Here is a 24,994-nt window from a genome sequence, read left to right on the forward strand (position 1 = left end):
TTACCGGGTGGGGCCGTCGTCCGTGCCGGGCAGGCACTCGGCGACCACCCGGCCGATGTCGGCCAGCGGCTCGGGGCGGCACATGTCGTGGTGGGTGCAGTCCACGGCGTACCGGCGTACGCGTCCGGTGACGAAGGGCTCCCAGACGGCCGCCGTGGGCGCTTCGTCCGGGCGGCCGGCGGTCGCGGTGAAGTGCAGGAGGTCGCCGTCGAACCGGCCGGGCGCATGCGCCGACGCGAGTTCCGCGCTGTTGACGAAGACGTCGGCCAGGGCCACGACGCGGCGTTCCTCGATGTCCGCCAGGGGGCCGCCGCCGCGCCGCAGGATCTCCATGACGTCCTCGACGCGCAGCCGTTCGGCATCGCCGGCGTCCTCGCCGTGGCCGGCGAAGTCGAGCAGCGTCGCCAGGACGTCCCGCTCCGCCACGGGCGGGGCCGCGGCCTCGGGGTCGCGGGGGTAGGAGTCGAGCAGGGCGAGGAAAGCGACGTTCTCGCCCTCGGCCTGGAGGCGGACGGCGATCGCGTGGGCGGCGAGGCCGCCGAAGGACCAGCCCAGCAGGTGGTAGGGGCCGGTGGGCCGGACCGAGCGGATCTGCTGGACGTAGTCGGTGACCAGCTCGTCCATGGCGGTCGGGTACGCCTCGGGGCGCGCGAGGCCGCGGGCCTGCAGCCCGTACACGGGCCGGTCGGGGCCCAGGTGCCGCAGCAGTCCGGTGTAGGCCCAGCCGAGGCCGCCGGCGGGGTGGACGCAGAACAGCGGCGGCAGTCCGCCGGAGTCGCGCAGCGGGAGCAGGACGTCGAAGGCGTCGCCCCGGACGCCGAGGCGCAGCCGGTCCATCAGACGGCTGACCGTGGGCGCCGCGAACAGGTCGCTGACCGACAGCTCCACGCCCGCGGCCTCCCGAATGCGGCGAACCAGCCGGATGGCCGCCAGCGAGTCCCCGCCGAGGTCGAAGAAGTCGTCGTCGATCCCGGTCCCGGTCAGGCCGAGGACGTCGGCGAACAGGCCGCAGAACACCTCCTCCTCGGGGGTGCGGGCGGGCCGCTTGGATGTGACGGAGAGCGGGCCTTCCGGCTCCGGAAGGGCGCTCCGGTCGAGCTTGCCGCTGGTGGTCAGGGGCAGGGCGGCCAGTACCACCACGACGGCCGGCACCATGAACTCCGGCAGGTGCCGCGCCGCGTGGCGCCGCAGGTCGGCGGGGTGCGGAGCGGTTCCCGGCGCGGGGACCACGTACGCCACCAGCCGCTGGTCACCGGGCCGGTCCTCACGGAGGACGACGGCCGCCGCGGCGACGGCCTCGTGCCGGGCCAGGGCGGCCTCGATCTCGCCGGGCTCAACGCGGAACCCGCGCAGTTTGACCTGGTCGTCGGCGCGCCCGGCGAATTCCAGCACCCCGCCGGCGGTCCAGCGCGCGAGGTCGCCGGTCCGGTACATCCGCTCCCCCGGCGCCCCGAAAGGGCAGGCGATGAACCGTTCCGCCGTGAGTCCGGGCCGCGCCAGGTAGCCACGGGCGAGCTGGACACCGGCGAGATACAGCTCCCCGGTCACGCCCGGCGGGACGGGCCCCAGAGCCGCATCCAGTACGTACGCCCGGGTGTTGCGGACGGGACGGCCGATGGGCACCGGGCGGACGGCCGTGGTGTCCTGTGCGGCGGCCGGGGACCGCCCGCAGGACCAGGTCGTGGCGTGGATGGTGGTTTCCGTCGGGCCGTACAGGTGGTTCAGGGTCGCGCCGAGGAGGCGCACGGCACGGTCACGCAGCTCCGCGGAGAGCGGTTCGCCGCCTGTCTGGACGCGCCGCAGGGTCGTGCAGCGGGCGGTGCCGGGTTCGTCCAGGAAGGCCCGCAGCATCGACGGCACGAAGTGCACCGTCGTCACGGCGTGTTCGCGGATCAGCACGGCCAGGTACGCCGGGTCCCGGTGTCCGTCGGGGGCGGCCACGACGATGCGTGCGCCGGTGATCAGCGGCCAGAACAGCTCCCACACGGAGGCGTCGAAGGCGGCGGGCGCCTTGTACAGGCAGATGTCGGAGGGTTCGAGGCCGAACTCCTCCTGTATGCCGAGGAGCCGGTTGACGACGCCCGCGTGCGGGACGACGACGCCCTTGGGCGTGCCGGTGGAGCCCGAGGTGTAGAGCACGTAGGCCGGATGCGACGGGGAGAGCGGTACGGTACGCGCGGCGCTCGCCGCCTCCGGCCGGGGGTTCCGCACGCCGTCCACGTCATCCAGGACGCACACCGGACGTGCCTCGTCGAGCAGGATGCGGACGCGTTCGGCCGGGAGGGCGGGGTCGACCGGCAGGTAGGCCGCGCCGCTCTTGAGCACCGCCAGCAGCGCCACCACCAGCTCCACCGAACGCGGCAGCACCACGGCCACCACCCGCTCCGGCCCCGCACCCCGTCCGGTCAGAGCGCGCACCAACTTAGCTGCCCACGCGTCGAGTTCCGCGTACGACAGGGTGACACCCTCACCGGCCACCGCCACCGCATCCGGTGTACGGGCCACCTGCGCCTCGAACAGCTCCGGCAGCGTGGCCGGGGGCAACGGCCGCTCGGTGGCGTTCCACCCCGTCAGCACCCGTTCCCGCTCGGCCGGGGGCAGGATGTCGAGCCGCCAGATCCGCCGGCCGGGGTCGGCGGCGACGGCGTCGAGCAGCCGCTCGAAACGGGTGACCAGGCCCTCCGCCGTGCTCCGGTCGAACAGGTCGGTGCTGTACTCGACGCCGCCTTCGAGGCCGCCGGGCCCGCCGTCGGGGGTGTTCCGCTCGGCCAGCCGGAACAGCAGGTCGAACTTGGCGGAGCGGGACCGCGTCTCCTCGGCGCGGACGCGCAGTCCGGGCAGCTCGACCGGCAGGTCCGCGGCGTGGTGGAGGGACAGCAGCACCTGGAACAGCGGGTGCCGGGCCGCCGAGCGGGCCGGGTTGAGCACGTCCACCAGGTGCTCGAAGGGCACGTCCTGGTGGCTGTACGCGGCCAGGCCGGTCCGGCGGACCCGGTCGAGCAGGTCCGTGAAGGACGGGTCGCCCCCGGTGTCGGTGCGGAGCACCAGGGTGTTGACGAAGCAGCCGACGAGGTCGTCCAGGCTCTCGTCGGTACGCCCCGCGACCGGTGTGCCGATCGGGATGTCGGTGCCCGCGCCTTCACGGGTCAGGAGCGCCGCGAGGGCCGCCTGGACGACCATGAACAGGCTCGCGCCGTGCGCCCGCGCCAGCCCGGCGAGCCGGGCGTGGGTGGCGTGGCCGACGTGCAGCGGCACCGTCCCGCCACGGTGGCCGGACACCTCCGGCCGGGGCCGGTCGCGCCGCAGCTCCAGCTCGGCCGGCAGTCCGTCGAGCGCCGTCCGCCAGTACGCCACCTGGCGGGAGAGCGCACTGTCCGGGTCGCTCTCCTCGCCGAGGAAGTCGCGCTGCCACAGGGTGTAGTCGGCGTACTGGACCGGCAGCGGCGCCCAGACCGGGGCCTCGCCCGTACGGCGGGCCGTGTAGGCGGCGGACAGATCGCGGGCGAGCGGGAGGTTGGACCAGCCGTCGCCCGCGATGTGGTGCAGTACGAGCAGCAGGACGTGCTCGTCGGGGCCGAGCGCGAACAGCTCGGCGTGCAGCGGCGGTTCACGGGTGAGGTCGAAGGGACGCGCGTACGCGTCCGCGAGGGCCGCCGCGAGGGCGTCCTCGGCGACCGTCCGCACGGGCAGCGGCGTGGGTGCTTCGGCGGGCTCCAGTACGTGCTGGCGCGGGGTGCCCCCGGTGTCCGGGTACACGGTGCGCAGTACCTCGTGCCGGGTTGTCACGTCGTTCAGGGCGGCGCGCAGGGCCGCGATGTCGAGCCCGCCGGTCAGGCGCAGCGCGAACGGCATGTGATAGGTCGGCGCGGGGCCTTCCATCTGGTGCAGGAACCACAGGCGCCGCTGGGCGAAGGACAGCGGCAGTTCGGCCGGGCGCTCGTCGGCGGGCCGCAGCGGCGGCCGTCGCCGGGCGTCCTCGCGCGGGGTGCCGAGCCGGGCCGCGAGCCCGGCGGCGGTCGGTGCCTCGAAGACGTCCCGTACGGCGAGTTCCGCGCCGAGGGCCGCACGGACGCGCGAGACCAGCCGGGTCGCGAGCAGGGAGTGGCCGCCGAGGGTGAAGAAGCCGTCGTCGACGCCGACCCGGGGCACGCCGAGGACCTCGGCGAACAGGCCGCACAGGATGTCCTCGACCGGGTCGCGCGGCTCCCGGCCGCCGGTGGTGCGCGCGCCGGGGGCGGGCAGGGCGCGGCGGTCCAGCTTGCCGCTGGGGGTCATCGGCAGGGCGTCGAGCACGACGATCCGGGCGGGAACCATGAACTCGGGCAGCGTCCCGGCGCAGAACTCGCGCAGTTCCCCCGTGTGCGGCCGGGCGCCGGGCGCGGGCACCACGTAGGCGGTCAGGCGCTGGTCGCCGGGCCGGTCCTCGCGTACGGCGGCGGCCGCGTGCGCGACGGTGGCGTGCCGGGCCAGCACCGTCTCGACCTCGCCGGGTTCGACCCGGTAGCCGCGCAGTTTGACCTGGTCGTCCGTCCGCCCGGCGAAGGCCAGCAGTCCGTCGGCCGTCCAGCGGGCGAGGTCTCCGGTGCGGTACATCCGCGTGCCCGGCGCGCCGAACGGGTCGGCGACGAAGCGCGCGGCGGTCAGGCCGGGCCGGGCCAGGTAGCCGCGGGCGAGCTGGATGCCGGAGAGGTAGACCTCGCCCACCACGCCGGGCGGCACCGGGCGCAACCGCGCGTCGAGCACGTACGCCCGGGTGTTGGCGACCGGCCGGCCGATCACGGGCCGTGCGTTGTCGCGTGTCCGGGCGCCGACGACGTCCACCGTGCACTCGCTCGGCCCGTAGTAGTTGTGCACCTCGGTCTCCGGGTGGGCCCGCAGCGTCTCCCACAGCGCCGCGTCGACGGCCTCCGCGCCGAGGAGGATCACCGCCGGGCGGTGTCCGGGGCCGTCCAGGAGCCCGAGCGCGGTCAGTTCCCGCATCAGCGAGGGGGTGATGCCCAGGTAGTCGACGCTCCGCTCGCGTACGTAGGCCAGCAGCGCGGCGGCGTCGCGGCGGGTGTCCTCGTCCACGACGTGCAGTTCGTGGCCGGCGACCAGGCCGGCCAACTGTCCCATGGAGGCGTCGAACGACACCGACGCCGTGTGGGCCACGCGCAGGCGCCGTCCGGACGACGCGGCCACGGCGTCGGCAGCCGGGTCGAACACCCGGTCGCGGTGGTCGGCGTACAGGTTCGCCAGGCCCAGGTGCGTGACCACGACGCCCTTGGGGACGCCCGTGGAGCCGGAGGTGTAGACGATGTATGCGGCATGGTCGCCGTGCAGGGGCGGGGTACGGAAGGCAGCACCGGCTTCGGACGGATCGTCACCGTCCAGCAGCACCAAGGACGCCGCCCGGTCCTCCCCGAGGCGCCCGGCCAGCTCCCGTTCGGTCAGGACCAGCGGTACGGCCGCGTCGGCCAGCATGAACGCCAGCCGCTCCGCCGGGTAACCGGGGTCCAGCGGTACGCACACACCGCCGGCCTTCCAGATGGCCAGCACGGCGGCGATCATCTCCGCCGACCGGCGCACGCACAGCCCCACCAGGACGTCGGGCCCGGCGCCCCGGGCGGCCAGGCGCCGCGCGAGGCGGTCCGCGCGCGCGTCCAGTTCGGCGAACGTCCAGGACACCTCGCCGCAGACGAGGGCCACCGCGTCCGGTGTCGTCGCCACCCGGGCCGCGAACGTCTGCGGCAGCAGCTCGGCCGGCGGCTCGCCGGCCGAGCCGCTCCACTCCCCCAGCACCCGGGCCCGTTCGGCCGGGGTCAGGATCTCCAGCGCGTCGATCCGCCGGCCGGGGTCGGCGACCAGGTTCTCCAGGACCCGGACCACCCGCGCCATGATCGCCTCGGCGGTGTCCCGGTCGAACAGGTCGGTCTGGTGGTCCAGCCGCAGCCGCAGCGGCCGGCCGGGCATCACCATGAAGTTGAGCGGGTAGTGGGTGACGCCCTGGCTCCGGCTCGCCGTCACCCGCAGTCCGCTGCCGTGCGCGGTGGCGGCGAGTCCGCTCTCCCCGGCGGGCAGGTTCTCGAACACGGTCACCGTGTCGAACAGTTCGCCCGAGCCGAGCGTGCGCTGGATGCCGGAGAGCCCCACGTGCTGGCAGGCCAGCAGGTGCGTCTGTTCCTCCTGGAGCCTGGCCAGCATTCCGGTCAGCGGCTGCTCCGGGCCGAGGCGGACGCGTACCGGCAGCGTGTTGGCGAACAGGCCGATCATCCGCTCGACGCCGGGCACCTGGGGCGGGCGGCCGGAGACGGTGGTGCCGAAGACCACGTCGTCCTTGCCGGTCAGCCGACCGAGGACGACGGCCCAGGCGCCCAGGAAGACGGTGCTCAGGGTCAGCCGTTCGCGGCGGGCGAGGGCGTCCAGCGCGGCGGTGAGGCCGTCCGGCAGGTCGCGCAGGACCTGGCCGGGCAGGGCCGGTTCCCGGGACGGGTCGGCGGGCGCCACGCGGGTGGGTTCCTCGACGCCCTTGAGCACCCGGCGCCACACGTCCTCGGCGGCGGCCCGGTCCTGCCCGGCCAGCCAGGCCAGGTAGTCGCGGTAGCGGGCCACCGGCGGCATCCCGTCCTCCCCGCCGCCCCGGACGTACAACCGGAACAGCTCGTCCAGCAGCAGGTGTACGGACCAGCCGTCGAGCACCAGGTGGTGCGCGGTGACGACGAACCGGTGCCGTGCCGGGCCGAGCCGCAGGAGCGTGAAGCGCAGCAGGGGCGGGCGGGCCGGGTCGAAGCGGCGGAGCCGGTCCTCGGACGCGATGCGCTCCGCCTCCGCCGCCCGCTCTTCGGGGGCGGTCGCGCTGAGGTCGGCCTGGCGCCACGCCAGGGCGACGTCGCGCGGGACGATCTGCACCGGTTCGTCCAGACCTTCGTGCCAGAAGCCGGCGCGGAGGGCGGCGTGGCGCCGCAGCAGCGTGCGCGCGGCCTCGCGCAGTGCCGTCGCGTCCAGGTCGCCGTCCAGGTCGTACGCGCTCTGCAAGGTGTAGAGGTCGAGCGCTGCCGTGTCGTACAGCGCGTGGAACAGCAGCCCTTCCTGGAGTGGTGCCAGGGGGAGGATGTCCTCCAGTTCCGCCTGCGGCCCGGCCTGCGTCATTGTGATCGCCTCCATGCGGCTTCGAGCTGTTCGAGCTTGTCCTGGCTGAGCCGGACCAGCGGTACGTCGGACGGGGTGCGGCCACCGGCGTCGGGACGGGCGGCGTGGGCGGCCAGCGTTTCGAGCGCGCGGGTCCAGGCAGTGGCCAGGTCGTTCAGGTCGCGGCCGGTCAGGGGCGCGTGGGCCCGGCGCCAGGTCGCGGCCAGCCGTGGCCCGCCTGGGCCGTCCACGGCGGTGATGTCCACCTCGGCCCAGTGGCGCGCCGGTTCGTCGGCCGGGTCCGGACCGGACGGGACCTGCGGCAACTGCCCGAGGTAGTGGAACGCGAACCGGGGTGCGGGCAGGGCCGCCAGCCCGGGAGCGGTGTCGGGGTTGAGGTGGCGCAGCAGGCCGTGCCCCAGGCCGCCGTCCGGCAAGGACCGCAGCTCCTCCTTGACGCGTTTGAGGGCCGTCGCGGCAGCGTGCCCGCCGTCCTCCCGCAGCGCTTCCCCTGCCGGGTCGCCCAGGTCGAGGCGGACCGGGTGGGTGGTCGTGCAGCGGCCCACGGTGCGGGACAGGTCGATGCCCTCGCCGAGGGGTACGCGGCCCGGGCGCCGTACGTCGGCGAGCACGGTGCCGTCGGCGGAGCCGCTGCGGCGCTGCCAGTCGCTCACCGCCAGCGCGAACGCGGTCAGCAGTACGTCCTCGGCGTCGGCGTGGAAGGCCGCCGGTACGTCGGTGAGCACCTGCCCGGTGCGTTCGGCGGACAGGAGGGTCGTCAGCACACCGTCGCCGGCCGCCTGTGCCGGGAAGGCGGCCGTGTCCTCGGCCGGGTGGCCGGGCCCGGCGAGAATGACGGCCCACCGGGACACTTCTCCGGCCCGCCGGGGGTCCCGTGCCTGGGTGCGCAGGTGCTGGGCCCAGCGCCGGAAGGACGTGCCGACCGGGGCGGGTTCGGGACGCCGTCCCCCGGCCGCGTCCTCGCAGGCGTCCGTGACGTCCCGCAGCAGGACGCGCCAGGTCTGCGGGTCGGTGACGAGGCGGTGCAGGACGAGCAGCAGCAGGCCGGGGCGCCCGGGGCGGGCGTCGAAGCGGACCGCTTGGAGCAGCACCCCGGACTCCGGCGCCAGGCGGGCCGCGGCGGCCCGCTCCTCCTCGGCCACGGCGGCCTCGTCCGGCGCGGTACCGGCGCGGCGCACCTGGTCCGCGGCCCGGACGGTGCCGGGCGGCAGCACTTCGAGCAGCCATCCCGGTCCGTCCGCCTCGGCGGGCCCGCCGGAGGTCAGGCGTGCCCGCAGCATGTCGTGGTGGTCGAGGACCGTCTGGAGGGCGGTCTCCAGCGCGTCGTCACCGAGCCCGGCCGGGACCGGTACGGTCATCGCCTCGTACCCGGTGCCGGGGTCGGCGTCGCGCTCCCGCAGGGCGTGCAGGTCCGGGGTCAGCGGCACCACGCCGATGCCCGCCTGCGGTGCCTCCGTGGTGGCAGGCGCCGCGTCCGGTGTTCCGGCGGCCACGGCCAGGGCCGCCACGGTCTTGTGCCGGAAGACGTCCTGCGGGCCGATGGCCAGCCCGGCGGCCCGGGCCCGGCTGACCACCTGGATGGAGACGATGCTGTCGCCGCCGAGTTCGAAGAAGTCGGCGTCGGCGCCGACGGACGGGCGGCCGAGCACGTCCGCGAAGATGTCGCAGAGCAGCCGTTCCCGGGCGGTGGCCGGGGGGCGGCCCGCCGTGGCCCCGGCCGTCGTCTCCGGCGCGGGCAGCGCCGTGCGGTCGGCCTTGCCGTTCGGGGTCAGCGGCAGGACGTCGAGCGGAATGACCACCGAAGGCACCAGGTAGTCCGGCAGGCGTCGGCGCAGCCAGGCGCGTACCGAGGAGCCCAGGGCCGCGGGCGGCGCGACGGCCGCCGCCGGGTCGTTGGTGAAGGACGGCGGTGCGGTGCGGTCGGCCGCCGGTACGTACACCCCGGTGACCGGGGCGCTGCCGTACGGAGCGGCGGCGTCCGGTGCGGCGGCGCCCTGGGCGGCGAACAAGGCGTCGAAGCAGTCGTCACCCGCCGTGCCCGACCAGGTGACGGCCGTCCAGAACCCCAGCCGCTCCCCGGTCGCGCACAGCGTCTCGGGGTCCACGGTCACGGGGTGCCCGGCGGCTGCCTCGTCCGCCAGCCGCGCGTTGGGGATGCCGGTGAGGCGCAGCCGGTCCGGCCGGCGCTCCGCCAGCAGCGCGGCGATCTCGGCAGCTCCGCCCAGGCCCGGGTGCCAGGGCAGGGTGGGCGCGTCGGCGAACGGCCGGGCCGGTGCGGGCAGCGGTGCGCGGCGCAGGACGACGTCGTAGCGGTACCGGGACAGTTCGTTGTGGTACGCCCCGCGCTTGAGGCGCAGGTCGACGGCGCCGATGTCGGGGACGGTGGCGGGCAGGGCCGGGAAGAAGTCCGGGTCGACCAGCAGTTCCCGTTCGGGTGCGGTGGCGCCGGTGGCCGCCCGCAGGCTCGGCAGCAGCCGCAGGTTGCGGAGGTCGCCGAGGAACAGGGCGCCGCCCGGCGTCAGCAGCCGCAGCGCGGCGCCGATCACGTCGGTCAGATAGGCGGCGTCCGGGAAGTACTGGGCCACGGAGTTGAGCACGACGGTGTCGAAGAAACCTTCCGGCAGTCCGGTGAGGTCGTCCGCTGGCTGGGCCCGGAGCACCACCCGGCCGGCGAGCGCGGGCCGTTCGGCGACCTGCGCCGTCAGCGACTCGATCACGGCCGCCGACAGGTCGGTGCCCCAGTACGCCTCGCACTCCTCGGCGAGCCGCGACAGGAGCAGGCCACGGCCGACGCCGATCTCCAGTATCCGCCGGGGCCGCAGGTCCCGGATGCGCGCGACGGTGGCGTCCCGCCACTGCCGCATGTCGTCGACGGGCAGGGGCTCCCCGTCGTAAGTACTGTTCCATCCGGTGAAGTCCTCACCGAACGGGGCGGTCTGCGACGTCCCGTACAGGGTGTCGTAGAGCTGCCGCCATTCCCCGAGGATCCGTTCCGGCGCGCCGCCGGGGGCCTGTGCGGGCCCAGGGCCGCCGACGGCCTCGGTGGGCTGTCGCGGTCCGTCCGCCGCCGGGACCACGTACCCGACCAGGCGGGTGCCGCCCGGGCCGTCGTCGCGGACCGCCGCGACGGCCTGCGCCACCTCGGGGTGGGCGGCCATCGCGGCCTCGACCTCGCCGAGTTCGACCCGGTGGCCGCGGATCTTGACCTGGTCGTCGGTCCGCCCGGTGAACTCCAGCTCGCCGTCGGCGTTCCACCGCACGAGGTCCCCGGTGCGGTACATCCGGGTGCCCGGCGCGCCGAACGGGTCGGCGGTGAACCGCTCGGCGGTCACCCCCGGCCGCCGCAGGTAGCCCTGGGCCAGACCCGCGCCCGCCAGGTACAGCTCGCCCGCCACGCCGGTGGGCACCGGACGCAGCGCCGCGTCCAGCACGTAGGCGCGGGTGCCGGTGACGGGCGTGCCGATGGGTGCGACGGCGCCGTCGCCGGTCAGCGGCCGGCTCATCGTGCCGCAGACCGTCGATTCCGTCGGGCCGTAGGCGTTGACCATCCGCCGGCCGGGGGCGAAGGCCGCCGCCGTCCGGGGCGGGCAGTTCTCTCCCGCGACCACCAGGCAGGACACCGGCGCGAGCTGGTCGGGCGTCATGACGCCCAGCGCCACGGGCGGGACGGTCAGGTGGGTGACGTCGTGCCCGGCCAGCACGGCGGCGAGGTCGGGCCCTGGCAGGAGGCGTTCGGCCGGGGCCACCACCAGGGCCGCACCGGTCAGCAGCGCCATGCACAGTTCCCAGAACGCGGCGTCGAAGCTCGGGGAGGCGAACTGCAGGACCCGGCTGCCCGGCCCGGCGCCGAAGGCGTCCGTCTGGGTCGCCGCCAGGGCGGCCGCGCCCGCGTGGGTGACGGCCACGCCCTTGGGCACGCCGGTCGAGCCGGAGGTGTAGATCACGTAGGCCGGGTGTGCGGGGTCGGGCCGTCCGGCCTGCCCCCTGTCAAGGCCGGACCGTCCGGCCTGCTCCGCGCCGGGGTCGGTGTCCGGCTGCCCGGCCAGGTCGCGGGCCGGCTGTCCGCCGCCCTCGTCCAGGTCGAGCCGGGGCAGGCGGCCGGAGCCGGGCACGTCCTGGCCCGCGACGCCCGTCAGCAGCAGCGACGGGCGGGCGTCGTCGAGCATGAAGGCCAGGCGTTCGGCCGGGTATCCGGTGTCGAGGGCGAGGTAGGCCGCGCCCGCCTTGAGCGTCGCGAGGACGGCCACGACCAGGTCGGCGCCCCGGGGGAACGCCAGGGCGACGACGTGTCCGGGACCGATGCCGCGGGACAGCAGCAGGTGGGCCAGGCGGTTGGCCCGGGCGTTCAGCTCCTGGTAGGTCAGCGTGCCGGACGCGGACAGCACCGCCGGGGCTCCGGGGCGCCGGGCCACCTGGCGGGCGAACAGCTCGGGCACGGTGGCCGGCGGCACCTGCGGACCGTCGGCCCCCGACGTACGGGCGTGTTCGGCGGGGGTGAGGACGTCGGCCTCGCCGATGGGACGCGCCGGGTCGGCGGTGACCGCCTCCAGCAGCCGTGCCCACCGCTCCACCAGCGCCTGGACCGTCCGCCGGTCGAACAGGTCGGTGCTGTACTCCAGCGTCCCGCGCACGCCCCCTGAAGAGCCGCGTTCGGTGACGCTGAAGAACAGGTCGAACCGTGAGGTGCCGGAGGCGGCCGGTTCGGGCGTCACCTCGACGCCGGGCAGCGCGAGCCCGGCCTCCGGGGTGTTCTGCAGCACCATCGCCACCTGGAACAGCGGATGCCGGTTCGGGGAGCGGACCGGGTTGAGCGCCTCCACCAGGTGCTCGAAGGGCACGTCCTGGTGGGAGTAGGCGTTCAGAGCCGTTTCCCGTACGCGCCGGAGCAGTTCGCCGAACGACGGGTCGCCGGAGGTGTCGGTGCGCAGCACGAGCGTGTTGACGAAGAGGCCGACCGCGTCGTCCAGCGCCTCGTCGTGGCGCCCGGCGACGCCGCTGCCGATCGGCAGGTCGGTGCCCGCGCCGAGCCGGGTCAGCAGGGCGGCGAGGCCGGCGTGCAGCACCATGTGCAGGCTGGTCCCGGTGTCCCGGGCGAGGTCGGCCAGCCGGCGGTGCAGGGCGGGGTCCAGGTCGAAGCCGAGCGTCTCGCCGCGGTAGCTGGAGACGGCGGGCCGGGGGCGGTCCGTGGGGAGGGCGAGTTCCTGGGGCAGGTCCGCCAGGGTTTCGCTCCAGTAGGCGACCTGCCGGGCGAACGGGCTGTCGGGGTCGGTCTCGTCGCCGAGCAGCGCGCGCTGCCACAGCGTGTAGTCGGCGTACTGGACGGGCAGTGGCCTCCACGACGGCGCCCGGCCCCGGGCCCGGGCTGCGTATGCGGTGGCCAGGTCTCTCGCCAGGGGGGCCATCGACCAGCCGTCGCCGGCGATGTGGTGCACCACCAGCACGAGGAGCTGCTCCCGCTCGCCCAGGTCGAACAGTTCGGCCCGTAGCGGCAGGTCGGCCGCGAGGTCGAAGGGGTAGCGCGCCGCCGTCTGGACGGCCTCGCGCAGCCCGGTCCCGTCGGTGTGCCGTACGAGCAGTTCGGGGCGCGCGCCGTCCGCGTCGAGGACGAGCTGGCGGGGCACTCCGCCCGTCACCGGGAAGACGGTGCGCAGGCTCTCGTGCCGGGCCGCCACGTCGGCCAGCGCGGTGCGCAGTGCCGTACGGTCCACGGCGCCGCGCAGGCGCAGGGCGATCGGCATGTTGTAGGTGGCGTTCGGGCCCTCCAGGCGGTGCAGGAACCACAGTCGCTGCTGGGCGAACGACAGCGGCAGGGTCTCGGGGCGGGCCATCGGCCGCAGAGCGGGCCGTGTCGCGTCCCGGTTCTCCTCGTCGTCCAGCCGCGCGGCCAGTCCGGCGACCGTGGGGGTCTCGAACAGGGCGCGGACGGGCAGTTCGGCCCCCAGGGCGGTACGGATGCGGCTGATGAGCCGGGTCGCCAGCAGCGAGTGTCCGCCGAGGTGGAAGAAGTTGTCGTCGACGCCGGCCGCCGCCAGGCCCAGTACCTGCGCGAACAGGTCGCACAGCACCCGCTCGCGCGGGGTGGACGGCGCGCGCGTACCCGCGACGGTCCCGAGGTAGGGGGCGGGCAGCGCCGCCCGGTCGAGCTTCCCGTTGCCGGTCAGCGGGAGTTCGGTGAGGACCAGTACGGCGGCGGGCACCAGGTACGCGGGCAGTTCCGCGCGGAGCGACGCGGTGAGCGAGGCGACGAGTTCGCCGCGCTGCCGGGAGGCCGCCGGGTCGTTGGCGAGCGTCTGCGACGGCTCGGTCACGGCGGTCGCCGCCGGGCGGTGGACGCCGTCCAGGGCGGTCGCCGCCGGGTCCGTGAAGAGTACGTCGAGGAGTTCGGCGGCGTCGCCGGAGCGGGTGACCGCGACCTGGTAGCCGGCGTGTTCGCCCAGGTCGTGGAAGGTGTCCGGGCCGAGGTCCGGCGCGGTCGGCTGCTCGGCGGGGCCGAGGAGGGCGAGGACGTCGGCCAGCGGCCGTCCCTCGTCCAGTCCGCGCGCGGCACCGGCTTCACCCGCCAGCCGTTCGTCGGGCACCCCGGTCACCCGCAGCGCGGGCACGCGCTCGGCGGCGAGGCGCCGGGCGAGGTCGTCGGGCCCGGACACGTCGTGGCCCCAGCGCAGTTCCGGTGCGGCCGACAGGTCCGTCGGTCCGGCGGCGGACCGTTTGTGCAGGACGACGTCGTACCGGTAGCGGTTCAGCTCGTTGACGTACGCGCCACGCTTGACCCGCAGGTCGACGCCCGCGATGTCCGGGTGCCGCGCCGCGAGCGCGGTGAAGAACGCGGGGTCGAGCAGGAGTTCCTTCTCCAGCGGGACGGCCTGTTCCACGGCGCGGCGTACGGCATCGGGGTCGGCGGACGGCGTGGCGCGGCGCAGTTGCACCGCCGTGTGCAGGCACCGCAGCAGCCGGAGGTCGCGCACGTCGCCGAGGAACACGGCCCCGCCGGGGGCGAGCAGCCCCAGTGCCGTGCCGAGCACGTCGGTGAGGTGGTCGGCGTCCGGGAAGTACTGGGCGACCGAGTTGATCACGACGGTGTCGAAGGAGCCGGCCGGCAGGCCGTCCGCGTCGGCGGCGGCCCGCACCCGCAGCTCCACCCGCCCGGCCAGCTCCGGCCGTCCGGCCACCTGGGACCGCAGCCGGTCGATGGCGTCGGCGGCGATGTCGGTGCCCCAGTAGGTCTCGCAGTCGGGGGCGATCCGGGAGAGCAGCAGTCCGCTGCCCACGCCGATCTCCAGCACCCGGCGCGGGCGCAGCTCGCGGATGCGGGCGACGGTCGCTTCCCGCCACCGGCGCATCTGCTCGACCGGCAGGAGCCGCCCGTCGTAGCTGCTGGTCCAGCCCCTGAAGTCGGCGCCGAACGGCGCGGGTTCCGCTTCCTGGTGGCCGACGCCCCCGTACAGGGAGTCGTAGACCTGCTGCCACTCGTCGAGCTGGGCCCGTGCGGCCGCGTCACCGCGCTGCTCGCCGGGCTCCGGAACGACGTAGGCCACCAGCTGCGTGCCGGACGCCCGGTCCTCCCGCGCGACGACGGCCGCCCGGGAGACGGCCGGGTGACGCAGCAGCGCGGTCTCGATCTCGCCCGGCTCGATGCGGTGGCCCCGCACCTTGACCTGCTCGTCGGCGCGGCCGGCGAAGTGCAGTTCGCCCGCGGCGGACCACCGGGCCAGGTCGCCGGTGCGGTACATGCGCCCGCCCGGCGCGCCGAACGGGTCGGCCGTGAACCGTTCGGCGGTGAGCGCGGGCCGGTTCAGGTAGCCGCGCGCGAGCTGCGCGCCCGCCAGGTACAGCTCGCCCGTCACCCCGGGCGGTACCGGCCGCAGCCGCTCGTCCAGCACGTACGCCCGGGTCCCGGGCACCGGCCGGCCGATCGGCAGCGGGCCGTCCCCGGCCGTGGCGCCCGGCGGCAACCGCAGGACGACGCAGCCCACGGTGGCCTCGGTCGGCCCGTACTCGTTGACCACGGCGGCCTGCGGCTGGGCCCGCCGCCAGGGCGCGAGCTGTTCGCCGGTGAGCTGTTCGCCGCCCGCGACGAGGTCCGCGACCGCCGTCCGCGGCCCGGGCGGGGTGGTGCCGAGCAGCGCGAGGTGGCTGGGCGTCACCTTGAGGAAGGTGTACGGGCCCGGGTCCGGCGCGTCGGCGGAGAGGTCTCCGGTCAGCACCCGGCCGCCCGCGGTGAGCGGCGCGTACAGCGCGGTGACGGTGAGGTCGAAGGAGACGGGCGAGTGCAGCAGGGTGGTGCCCGCGGTGCCGGGGTACGCCTCGCGGGCGAACGCCAGGTAGGCGGCGAGCGCGCGGTGTTCGACGAGTACGCCCTTGGGTGTGCCGGTGGAGCCGGAGGTGTGGATGACGTACGCGGGGTGCTCCGGGCACAGCGGCGCGGTGCGCTCGGCGTCCGTCACGTCGTGCTCCGGCTGTTCCCCGGCCCCTCGCCGCAGCTCGTCGCTGTCGGGCGTGAGCCAGCGGGTGTCCGTCGCGGGCAGGCCGGCGGCGAGGGCGGAGCTGGTGATCCCGTGTGCGGCGCGGGCGTCGCCGAGCAGGAAGCGCAGCCGTTCGGCCGGGTGCGCCGGGTCGAGGGGCAGGTAGGCGGCGCCGGTCTTGAGGACGGCCAGCAGTGCCGTCACCAGCTCGGCCGAGCGCGGGAGGGCGACCGCGACGAACTGTTCCGGGCCGATGCCACGGCGGATGAGCAGCCGCGCCAGCCGGTTGGCCCGCGCGTTCAGTGCGGCGTAGGTGAGGTGCGTGGTGCCGTCGGTGACGGCCACCGCGTCCGGCGTGCACCGCGCCTGCGCCTCGAACGCCGCGGGCAGCGTCACCGGCGGCGTGGTGAGGGCGGCGCCGTTCCACGTCTCCAGCAGCCGCTCGCGTTCGGCGGCGTCGGTGAGGTCGACGGTGCCGATCGGCCGGTCGGGTGCCGCCGCCACGGCGTGCAGCAGCCGGACGAAGCCTGCCGTGAGGGCTTCGGCGGTGCCGTGGTCGAACAGGTCGGCGCTGTACTCCAGCACCCCGTCGACCCGGTTGGGGGCGCCGTCCTCGGTGTAGCGGTCGGTGAGGCTGAACAGCAGGTCGAACTTGGCCGCGGCCAGCTCGGCGACGTCGGGCGTCACCCGCAGGCCGGACATGGCGAACTCGGGCGCGTCGTTGTTCTGGAGTGTCAGCATCACCTGGAAGAGGGGGTGCCGGGCCGCGGAGCGGGCCGGATTGAGCAGCTCCACGAGGTGTTCGAAGGGCACGTCCTGATGGGCGTAGGCGGCCAGGTCGGTTTCGCGGGCCCGCTCCAGCAGGGTGCTGAAGGCCGGGTCGCCGGAGGTGTCCAGGCGCAGCACGAGGGTGTTGACGAAGAAGCCGACGAGGTCGTCCAGGGCCGCGTCCGTACGGCCGGCGACGGCGGAGCCGAGGGGGATGTCGGTGCCCGAGCCGAGCCGGGTCAGCAGGGCGGCCAGACCGGCCTGCACCACCATGAACAGGGTCGCGCCGTGCTCACGGGCCAGCCATGCGAGCCGGGTGTGCAGCTCCGCGTCGAGGACGAAGACCACCCGTCCGCCCCGGTGGGCGGAGACCGCGGGGCGGGGGCGGTCGGCGGGGAGCGCCAGCTCCTCGGGCAGGCCCGCCAGCGCCTCGGTCCAGTGGGCGACCTGGGCGGACATCAGGCTGTCGGGGTCGTTCTCGCTGCCGAGCAGGTCGTGCTGCCACAGCGCGTAGTCGGCGTACTGGACCGGCAGCGGCGCCCACGTCGGGGCGTGTCCGGCACACCGGGCCGTGTACGCGGTCGACAGGTCCCGCGCGAACGGGACGTTCGACCAGCCGTCGCCGGCGATGTGGTGGAGGACCAGGAGCAGGACGTGGTCGTCGGGTCCGACCTCGAACAGGTCTGCCCGCAGGGGCAGTTCGGCGGTCAGGTCGAAGCGGTGCCCGGCCGCCTCTGTCAGCGCCTCGGTGAGTCCGGCCTCGTCGGTGCGGTGGGTGCGCAGTTCCACGGCGGCCTGGTCCGGGCCGAGTACGACCTGCCCGGGGCCGCCCTGGATCTCGGGGAAGACGGTGCGCAGGGCCTCGTGCCGGGCGACCACGTCGTCCAGGGCGGCGCGCAGGGCGGCGGTGTCCAGCGGGCCGGACAGCCGCAGTGCGAAGGGCATGTTGTAGGTCGGGCTGGGGCCCTCCAGCCGGTGCAGGAACCACAGCCGGCGCTGCGCGAAGGACAGCGGTACGGCGTCCGGACGGTGCGCGGCGGGCCGGAGGGCGGGCCGTCGGCGGCCCCCGGTACCGGTACGGGCGGCCAGACCGGCCACCGTGGGCGCCTCGAACACGTCGCGTACGGACAGTTCCGCGCCGAGGGCGGCCCGGATGCGGGAGACGAGCCGGGTGGCGAGCAGCGAGTGTCCGCCCAGGTCGAAGAAGCCGTCGTCGATGCCGGGCAGGGGGCGGCCCAGTACGTCGGCGAAGATTCCGCACAGGATCTCTTCGTGCGGGGTGCGCGGAGCGCGTCCGGGGGCCTGGGCGGTGGCGCCCGGGGCCGGCAGGGCGCGGCGGTCCAGCTTCCCGTTCGGCGTCAGCGGCAGCATGTCCAGGACGACGATGTCAGCCGGCACCATGGGGTCGGGCAGCGTGCGGGCGACGGACTCGCGCAGCTCTCCCGGCTCCGGTCCGGCTCCCGGCACAGGTGTCACGTACGCCACCAGCCGCTGGTCACCGGGCCGGTCCTCGCGGAGGACGACGGCCGCCGCGGCGACGGCCTCGTGCCGGGCCAGGGCGGTCTCGATCTCGCCGAGTTCGATCCGGAACCCGCGCAGTTTGACCTGGTCGTCGGCGCGCCCGGCGAATTCCAGCACCCCGCCGGCGGTCCAGCGCGCGAGGTCGCCGGTCCGGTACATCCGCTCCCCCGGCGCCCCGTACGGGCAGGCGATGAACCGTTCCGCCGTGAGTCCGGGCCGCGCCAGGTAGCCACGGGCGAGCTGGACACCGGCGAGATACAGCTCCCCGGTCACGCCCGGCGGGACGGGCCGCAGGGCGGCGTCCAGCACGTACGCCCGGGTGTTGTGGACCGGGCGGCCGATCGGCACCGGGCCCGGCCGGTCCGCGCAGTCCCAGGAGGTGACGTCGACGGACGCCTCGGTCGGCCCGTAGAGGTTGTGCAGCTTCGGGCCCAGGACGTCCCGGCCGTGTGCGGCCAGTTGGGCGGGCAGCGCCTCGCCGCTGCACAGCACCCGCCGCAGGCCCGTGCAGTGGGCGGCGGCGGGCTCGTCCAGGAAGGCCCGCAGCATCGACGGCACGAAGTGCACCGTCGTCACGGCGTGTTCGCGGATCAGCGCGGCCAGGTACGCCGGGTCCCGGTGCCCGTCCGGCCGGGCGACGACGAGCCGGGCGCCGGTGATCAGCGGCCAGAAGAACTCCCAGACGGACACGTCGAATCCGTACGGGGTCTTCTGCAGCACGGCGTCGGAGGCGTCCAGCCCGTACTCGGCCTGCGCCCACAGCAGCCGGTTGACGACGCCCGCGTGCGGGACGACGACGCCCTTGGGCGTGCCGGTGGAGCCCGAGGTGTAGAGCACGTAGGCCGGATGCGACGGGGAGAGCGGTACGGTACGCGCGGTGCTCGCCGCCTCCGGCCGGGGGTCGCGCACACCGTCCACATCGTCCAGGACGCACACAGGGCGCGTCTCGTCCAGCATCGCCCGGGTGCGCTCGGTGGGGTGCCCGGGATCGACGGGCAGGTAGGCCGCGCCGCTCTTGAGCACCGCCAGCAGCGCCACCACCAGCTCCACGGAACGCGGCAGGGCCACGGCCACCACCCGCTCCGGGCCGGCGCCCTGCTGAACGAGGGCACGAGCCAACCGGTCCGCCCAAGCGTCCAACTCCGCGTACGACAAGGTGCCGCCCTCGCCGACCACGGCCACCGTATCCGGCGTACGGGCCACCTGCGCCTCGAACAGCTCCGGCAGCGTGGCCGGGGGCAACGGCCGCTCGGTGGCGTTCCAGCCCGTCAGCACCAGTTCCCGCTCGGCCTCGTCCAGTACCGGCAGGTCTCCGAGCGTCCGGGCCGGGTCGGCCGCCACCGCCTCCAGCACCCGCACGAAGCGGGCGGCGATCCGGTGCGCCGTCTCCGCGTCGAACAGGTCGCTCGCGTAGTCGAGTTCGCCGAGGAGTCCGGCGGCCTCGCCCCGCGGGCCGGTCCGCTCGCTCACCGTGAACGCCAGGTCGAACTTCACCGCCGTGGGGTCCACCGGCACCGCGCTCACCGCCAGCCCCGGCAGGCCCAGCGGTGCCTCACCGGTGTTCCGCAGCGCCAGCATCACCTGGAAGAGCGGGTGGCGGGCCGGCGACCTGGTCGGCTCCAGGTGCTCCACCAGGTGCTCGAAGGGCACGTCCTGGTGGTCGTAGGCGGCCAGGGCGGTCTCGCGGGCCCGCGCCACCAGACCGGTGAAGGCGGGGTCACCGCCGGTCGCGGTGCGCAGCACGAGGGTGTTGACGAAGCAGCCGACCGCGTCGTCCAGAGCGTCGTCGGTGCGTCCCGCCACCGGTGTGCCGATCGGGATGTCGTCGCCCGCCCCGAGCCTGCTGAGCAGGGCGGCGAGTGCGGCCTGCACGACCATGAACAGGCTCGCGTCGCAGGCGCGGGCGAGGCCGGTGAGCCCGGCGTGCGCGGCGGCGTCCAGGGTGAACGGCACCCGGCCGCCCCGGTGGCGGGCCACGGCAGGGCGGGGCCGGTCGGTGGGCAGCGGCAGTTCCTCGGGGAGGCCTGCGAGCGTCTCGGTCCAGTACGCCGTCTGCCGGGCGATCAGGCTGTCCGGGTCGGCGGGGTCGCCGAAGAGCCGGTGCTGCCAGAGGGTGTAGTCGGCGTACTGGACCGGAAGCGGCGCCCAGGACGGGGTCTCGCCCGCGTGGCGGGCGGCGTAGGCGGCGGTGACGTCCCGGGTGAGCGGCACGTTGGACCAGCCGTCGCCCGCGATGTGGTGCAGCACGAGCACCAGGACGTGGTCGTCGGGGCCGAGGGCGAGCAGTTCCGCGTACAGCGGAGGCTCGGTGGCCAGGTCGAACGGATGCCCGGCCGCGGCGGCGACCGCCGCCGCGAGGCCGGTCCCGTCCACGGCGCGGCACGGCAGCCCGGGCGCGGCCCGGTCCGGCGCGAGCACGACCTGCTCGGGGGTGCCGGCGGTGTCGGGGTAGACCGTGCGCAGGATTTCGTGCCGGGTGACGACGTCGGCGAGCGCGGCGGCGAGCGCGGCGCGGTCGAGGGCGCCGCGCAGGCGCAGCGCGAGCGGCATGGTGTACGCGGCGCCGGCACCGTCCAGCCGGTTGAGGAACCACAGGCGCCGTTGCGCGAACGACAGCGGGAGCGTGCCGGGCCGTGCGGCTGGGCGCAGGGCGGGCCGCGCCGTGCCTCCGGCGTCGAGCCGCGCGGCGAGGGCGGCCACCGTGGGCGCCTCGAACACGTCACGTACCGTCAGTTCCACGTCCAGTACGGCACGGACGCGGGACAGCAGCCGGGTCGCCAGCAGGGAGTGCCCGCCGAGGTCGAAGAACACCTCGTCGATGCCGGGCCGTGCGCAGCCGAGCACCTCGGCGAAGAGCGCGCACAGGATCTCCTCACGGGCCGTGCGCGGCGCCCGGCCGCCCTGGGGCACGGCGGAGCCGGGGGCGGGCAGGGCGCGGCGGGCCACCTTGCCGCTCGGGGTGAGCGGCAGGGCGTCCAGCGGCACCACGGCGGAGGGGACCATGAACTCCGGCAGCGTCCGGGCGGCGTGGGTACGCAGCCCGGCCGGGTCCGGCACGGCGCCGCGCGCCGCGACCGTGTAGGCGACCAGCCTGCGGTCGCCGGGCCGGTCCTCGCGGACGACGGCCACGGCGTGGGCCACGTCCGGGTGCCGCGTGAGCACCGCCTCGACCTCGCCGAGTTCGATCCGGAACCCGCGCAGCTTGACCTGGTCGTCGGCCCGGCCCGCGTACTCCAGCGTGCCGTCGGCGGTCCACCGGGCGAGGTCCCCGGTCCGGTACATCCGGGCGCCCGGCACGCCGCTGAAGGGGTTCGCCACGAATCGTTCGGCGGTCAGGACCGGCCGGTTCAGGTAGCCCCGGGCGAGCTGCGCGCCCGCCAGGTACAGCTCGCCCCGTACGCCCGGCGGCACCGGGTTCAGCCCGGCGTCGAGCACGTACGCCGCCATGCCCGCGACCGGCCGCCCGATGCGGGGCCGTTCACTGCCGGAGACGGTGGCGCCGACCGCGTCGACCGTGCACTCGCTGGGCGCGTAGTAGTTGTGCACCTCGGTGCCGGGCAGGTCCCGCAGCCGCTGCCAGAGCCCCGGGCCGGTGGCCTCGGCGCCGTGCAGGATCGCGGCGGGCTGGTGCCCTTCCGCGCCGAGCAGGCCGAGGCCGAGCAGTTCCTGGGTGAGGGTGGGGGTGATGGACAGGTAGCCGATGCCGTGGGCCCGGACGTACGCGCCCAGCGCGGCGGCGTCGCGGCGGGTGTCCTCGTCGATGACGTGCAGTTCGTGGCCCGCGAGGAGCGCGAGGAGCTGCCCGACGCACAGGTCGAACGACAGCGACGCGGTGTGCGCCGCCCGCAGCCGGCCGCCCGCCGCCCGGGCCGCCGGGGCGAAGACGCGCTCGCGGTGGTTGGCGAACAGGTTCGCGATGCCGCCGTGCCGTACGGCCACGCCCTTGGGCACGCCGGTCGAGCCGGAGGTGTAGACGATGAAGGCGGCGTGGTCGGCGCGCAGGGCGGGCATCGGGAACGGTTCACCGTCCGCGTCCGGCCGTTCTTCCGCACCGAGAAGGACGGTTTCCGCGGCGTGGTCCGGCAGCACACCGGCCAGGGCGGGCTCGGTGACGAGCACCCGCACCCCGGAGTCGGCGGCCATGAACGCCAGGCGCTCGGCCGGGTAGTCCGGGTCCAGGGGCACGCACGCCCCGCCGGCCTTCCAGATCCCCAGCATCGCCGGAACCATCCACGCCGACCGGGACACGCACAGCCCGACCAGCGTGTCGGGGCCTACGCCGCGCTCCGCCAGCTTGCGGGCCAACCCGTCGGACCGCGCCCGCAGTTGGGCGAACGTCAGCGTCGTACCGGCCGCGACGACGGCGGGCGCGTCGGGGGTCAGCGCCGCCTGCCGTTCGAACAGCTCGGGGACGGTGCGGGCGGGGGCGTCCTGCGGGGTGCCGGCCCAGTCGCCCAGAATCCGTGCCCGTTCCGGCGGAGCGAGGATGTCCAGTTCCCCGATGCGCCGACCGGGCCCGTCGGCCGCGGCGCCGAGCAGCCGGACGAAGCGGGCCACCAGCTCCTCGGCGGTCGCGTGGTCGAAGAGGTCGGTGCTGTACTCCAGGATGCCGCCGAGGCCCGCGGGCTCACCGGCCGGGCCGCGCTCCTCGACCAGCCCGAAGGACAGGTCGAACTTGGCGGTACCGACCTCGGCCATGTCCGGGCTCACCCGCAGCCCGGGCAGGTCGAGCCGGGGACGGGCGTTGTTGTGCAGGGTCAGCATGGTCTGGAACAGCGGGTGCCGGGCGGCCGAGCGGGCCGGGTTCAGCACCTCCACCAGGTGCTCGAAGGGCACGTCCTGGTGGGCGTAGGCGGCCAGCGCGGTCTCCCGCACCCGCCCCAGCAGCTCCTCGAAGGCCGGGTCGCCGGAGGTGTCCAGGCGCAGCACGAGGGTGTTGAGGAAGAACCCGACGAGGTCGTCGAGCGCGTCGTCGGTCCGCCCGGCGATGGCACTGCCGAGCGGGATGTCGGTGCCTGCGCCGAGGCGGGTGAACAGGGCGGCGAGGCCGGCCTGCAACACCATGAACAGGCTCGCGCCCGAGGTACGGGCCAGCTCCTCCAGGCGGGCGTGCAGCCCGGCGTCGACGGAGACGGTCACGACGCCGCCGGCGTAGCCGGGAACCGCCGGACGAATCCGGTCGGCGGGCAGGTCCAGCTCCTCGGGCAGTCCCTCGAGCGTACGGGACCAGTAGGCGATCTGCCGGGCGGCCAGGCTGTCCGGGTCGTCCTCGCGGCCCAGCAACTCCTGCTGCCACAAGGTGTAATCGGCGTACTGGACCGGCAGCGGCTCCCAGCGCGGCGCCTGCCCGGCCCGGCGGGCCGCGTACGCCTCGGACAGGTCCCGGGCCAGCGGGCCGTTCGACCAGCCGTCGCCGGCGATGTGGTGGACGACCACGACCAGGACGTGCAGGTCCGGGCCGAGCGCGCACAGCTCGGCGCGCAGCGGCAGCTCACGGGTCAGCTCGAAACGGTGGGCCGCCGCCGCGGCGACGGTCCCGGCGAGTGCGTCCTCGTCCGCGACGTGCCGTACCGGCAGCTCGACGGAGGCGGCGGCCGGACCGGCGTCCAGGACGGCCTGCCGCGGTGTGCCGCCGCTGTCCGGGAAGACCGTGCGCAGGCTCTCGTGCCGGGCCACGACGTCACCGAGCGCGGCGGTGAGCGCCGCACGGTCGAGCGGGCCCTCCAGCCGTACGACGAAGGGCAGGTTGTAGTTGGGGTTCGCCCCTTCGAGCTGGTGCAGGAACCACAGCCGGCGCTGCGCGAACGACAGCGGCACCGTCTCCGGACGCCGGGCGAAGGGGCGGAGCGGGGGACGCCTGCGGCCGGACCCGTCCTTCAGCCGGGCCGCGAGCCCGGCCACCGTGGGCGTCTCGAACACGGCCCGTACGGGCAGTTCGGCGCCGAGCACGGTCCGCACCCGGCTGACGAGGCGGGTGGCGAGCAGAGAGTGGCCGCCGAGGGCGAAGAACCCGTCGTCGACACCGGCCCGGGGGACGCCGAGCACCTCGGCGAACAGGCCGCAGAGGATCTCCTCCTCCGGGCTGCGCGGCGGGCGGCCGGTGCTCGCCGGCGCCAGTGCCGGGGCGGGCAGGGCCCGCCGGTCCACCTTGCCGTTACGGGTCAGCGGCAGCGCGCCGAGCGTGGTGAACAGCGCCGGGACCATGGGCTCGGGCAGCCGTCGCGCCAGGTACGCGCGCAGCTCCGCCGGGTCCACCGGTTCCGCGCCGGCCCCGTCGGCCGGTACGACGTACGCCGCGAGCCGCTGGTCGCCGGGCCGGTCCTCCCGTACCACCACCACCGCCCGCGCCACCGAGGGGTGACCGGCCAGCGCGGCCTCGACCTCGCCGGGCTCGACCCGGTGGCCCCGGATCTTGACCTGCTCGTCGGCGCGGCCCGCGAAGACCAGCACGCCGTCCGCGGTCCACCGGGCGAGGTCACCGGTCCGGTACATCCTCCCCCGGCCTTCGGCCGGGGGGACCCCCATGCCCGGCGCGAACGGGCAGGCCACGAACCGCTCCGCCGTCAGGCCGGGACGGCCGAGGTAGCCGCGCGCGAGCTGCGGCCCGGCGACGTACAGCTCCCCTGCCACGCCCGGCGGCACCGGGCGCAGTCCGGCGTCGAGGACGTACGCCCGCATGCCCGTCATCGGCCGGCCGACGGGAACCGTGGCGCCGTCCGTCGTCGCATTGGGGGCCAGGTGGAGGTCCAGGCACCCGACGGTGGCTTCCGTCGGTCCGTAGTGGTTGACGACGGCCACCTCGGGGTGGCGGGCGCGCCACTCCTCGAGGTGGGCGGCGGGCAGTGCCTCACCGCCGAGCACGAGCTGCCGCGTCGGGGCGAGTTCGGCAGGCAGCGCGGCCAGCAGGCCCAAGTGGCTCGGGGTCGCCTTCATGAACGTCGCCGGGGTGCGGGACAGCAGCGCCGACAGCCAGGGGTCGTCGTCCAGCCCGGCCACGACCGCGCAGCCGCCGGAGGTCAGCGCCCCGTACAGGCCGGTGACGGCCAGGTCGTAGGCCAGGGAGGTCGGGACGAGGACCGTCCCGTCCAGGCCGGTGTACACGCGCCGGGCGCGGG

2 protein-coding genes (1 of these 2 running past the window's edge) are annotated in these 24,994 nt (G+C 75.6%); both read right to left on the reverse strand.

Going from position 1 to position 24,994, the window contains the following annotated elements:
* Nucleotides 1-7,143 carry an amino acid adenylation domain-containing protein gene (locus ACZ4QV_RS22290; RefSeq protein WP_467763313.1) on the reverse strand — a complete coding sequence of 2,381 codons (7,143 nt, stop codon included), beginning with the start codon at nucleotides 7,141-7,143 and terminating at the stop codon, nucleotides 1-3.
* Nucleotides 7,125-24,994, reverse strand: partial view of a non-ribosomal peptide synthase/polyketide synthase gene (locus ACZ4QV_RS22295; protein ID WP_467763314.1) — the 3' portion only. 5,230 nt of this gene lie beyond the right edge of the window; the window shows 17,870 of its 23,100 coding nt (coding positions 5,231-23,100); the start codon falls outside the window, past its right edge; its stop codon occupies nucleotides 7,125-7,127. Before ACZ4QV_RS22295 ends, ACZ4QV_RS22290 begins: the two co-directional genes overlap by 19 nt.

This window comes from Streptomyces sp. NPDC026394 (assembly GCF_055567735.1).

Coding starts and splice junctions, on each gene's coding strand:
- ACZ4QV_RS22290 (WP_467763313.1), bottom strand. CDS start 7,143: ATGGAGGCGATCACAATGACGCAGGCCGGGCCGCAGGCGGAACTGGAG.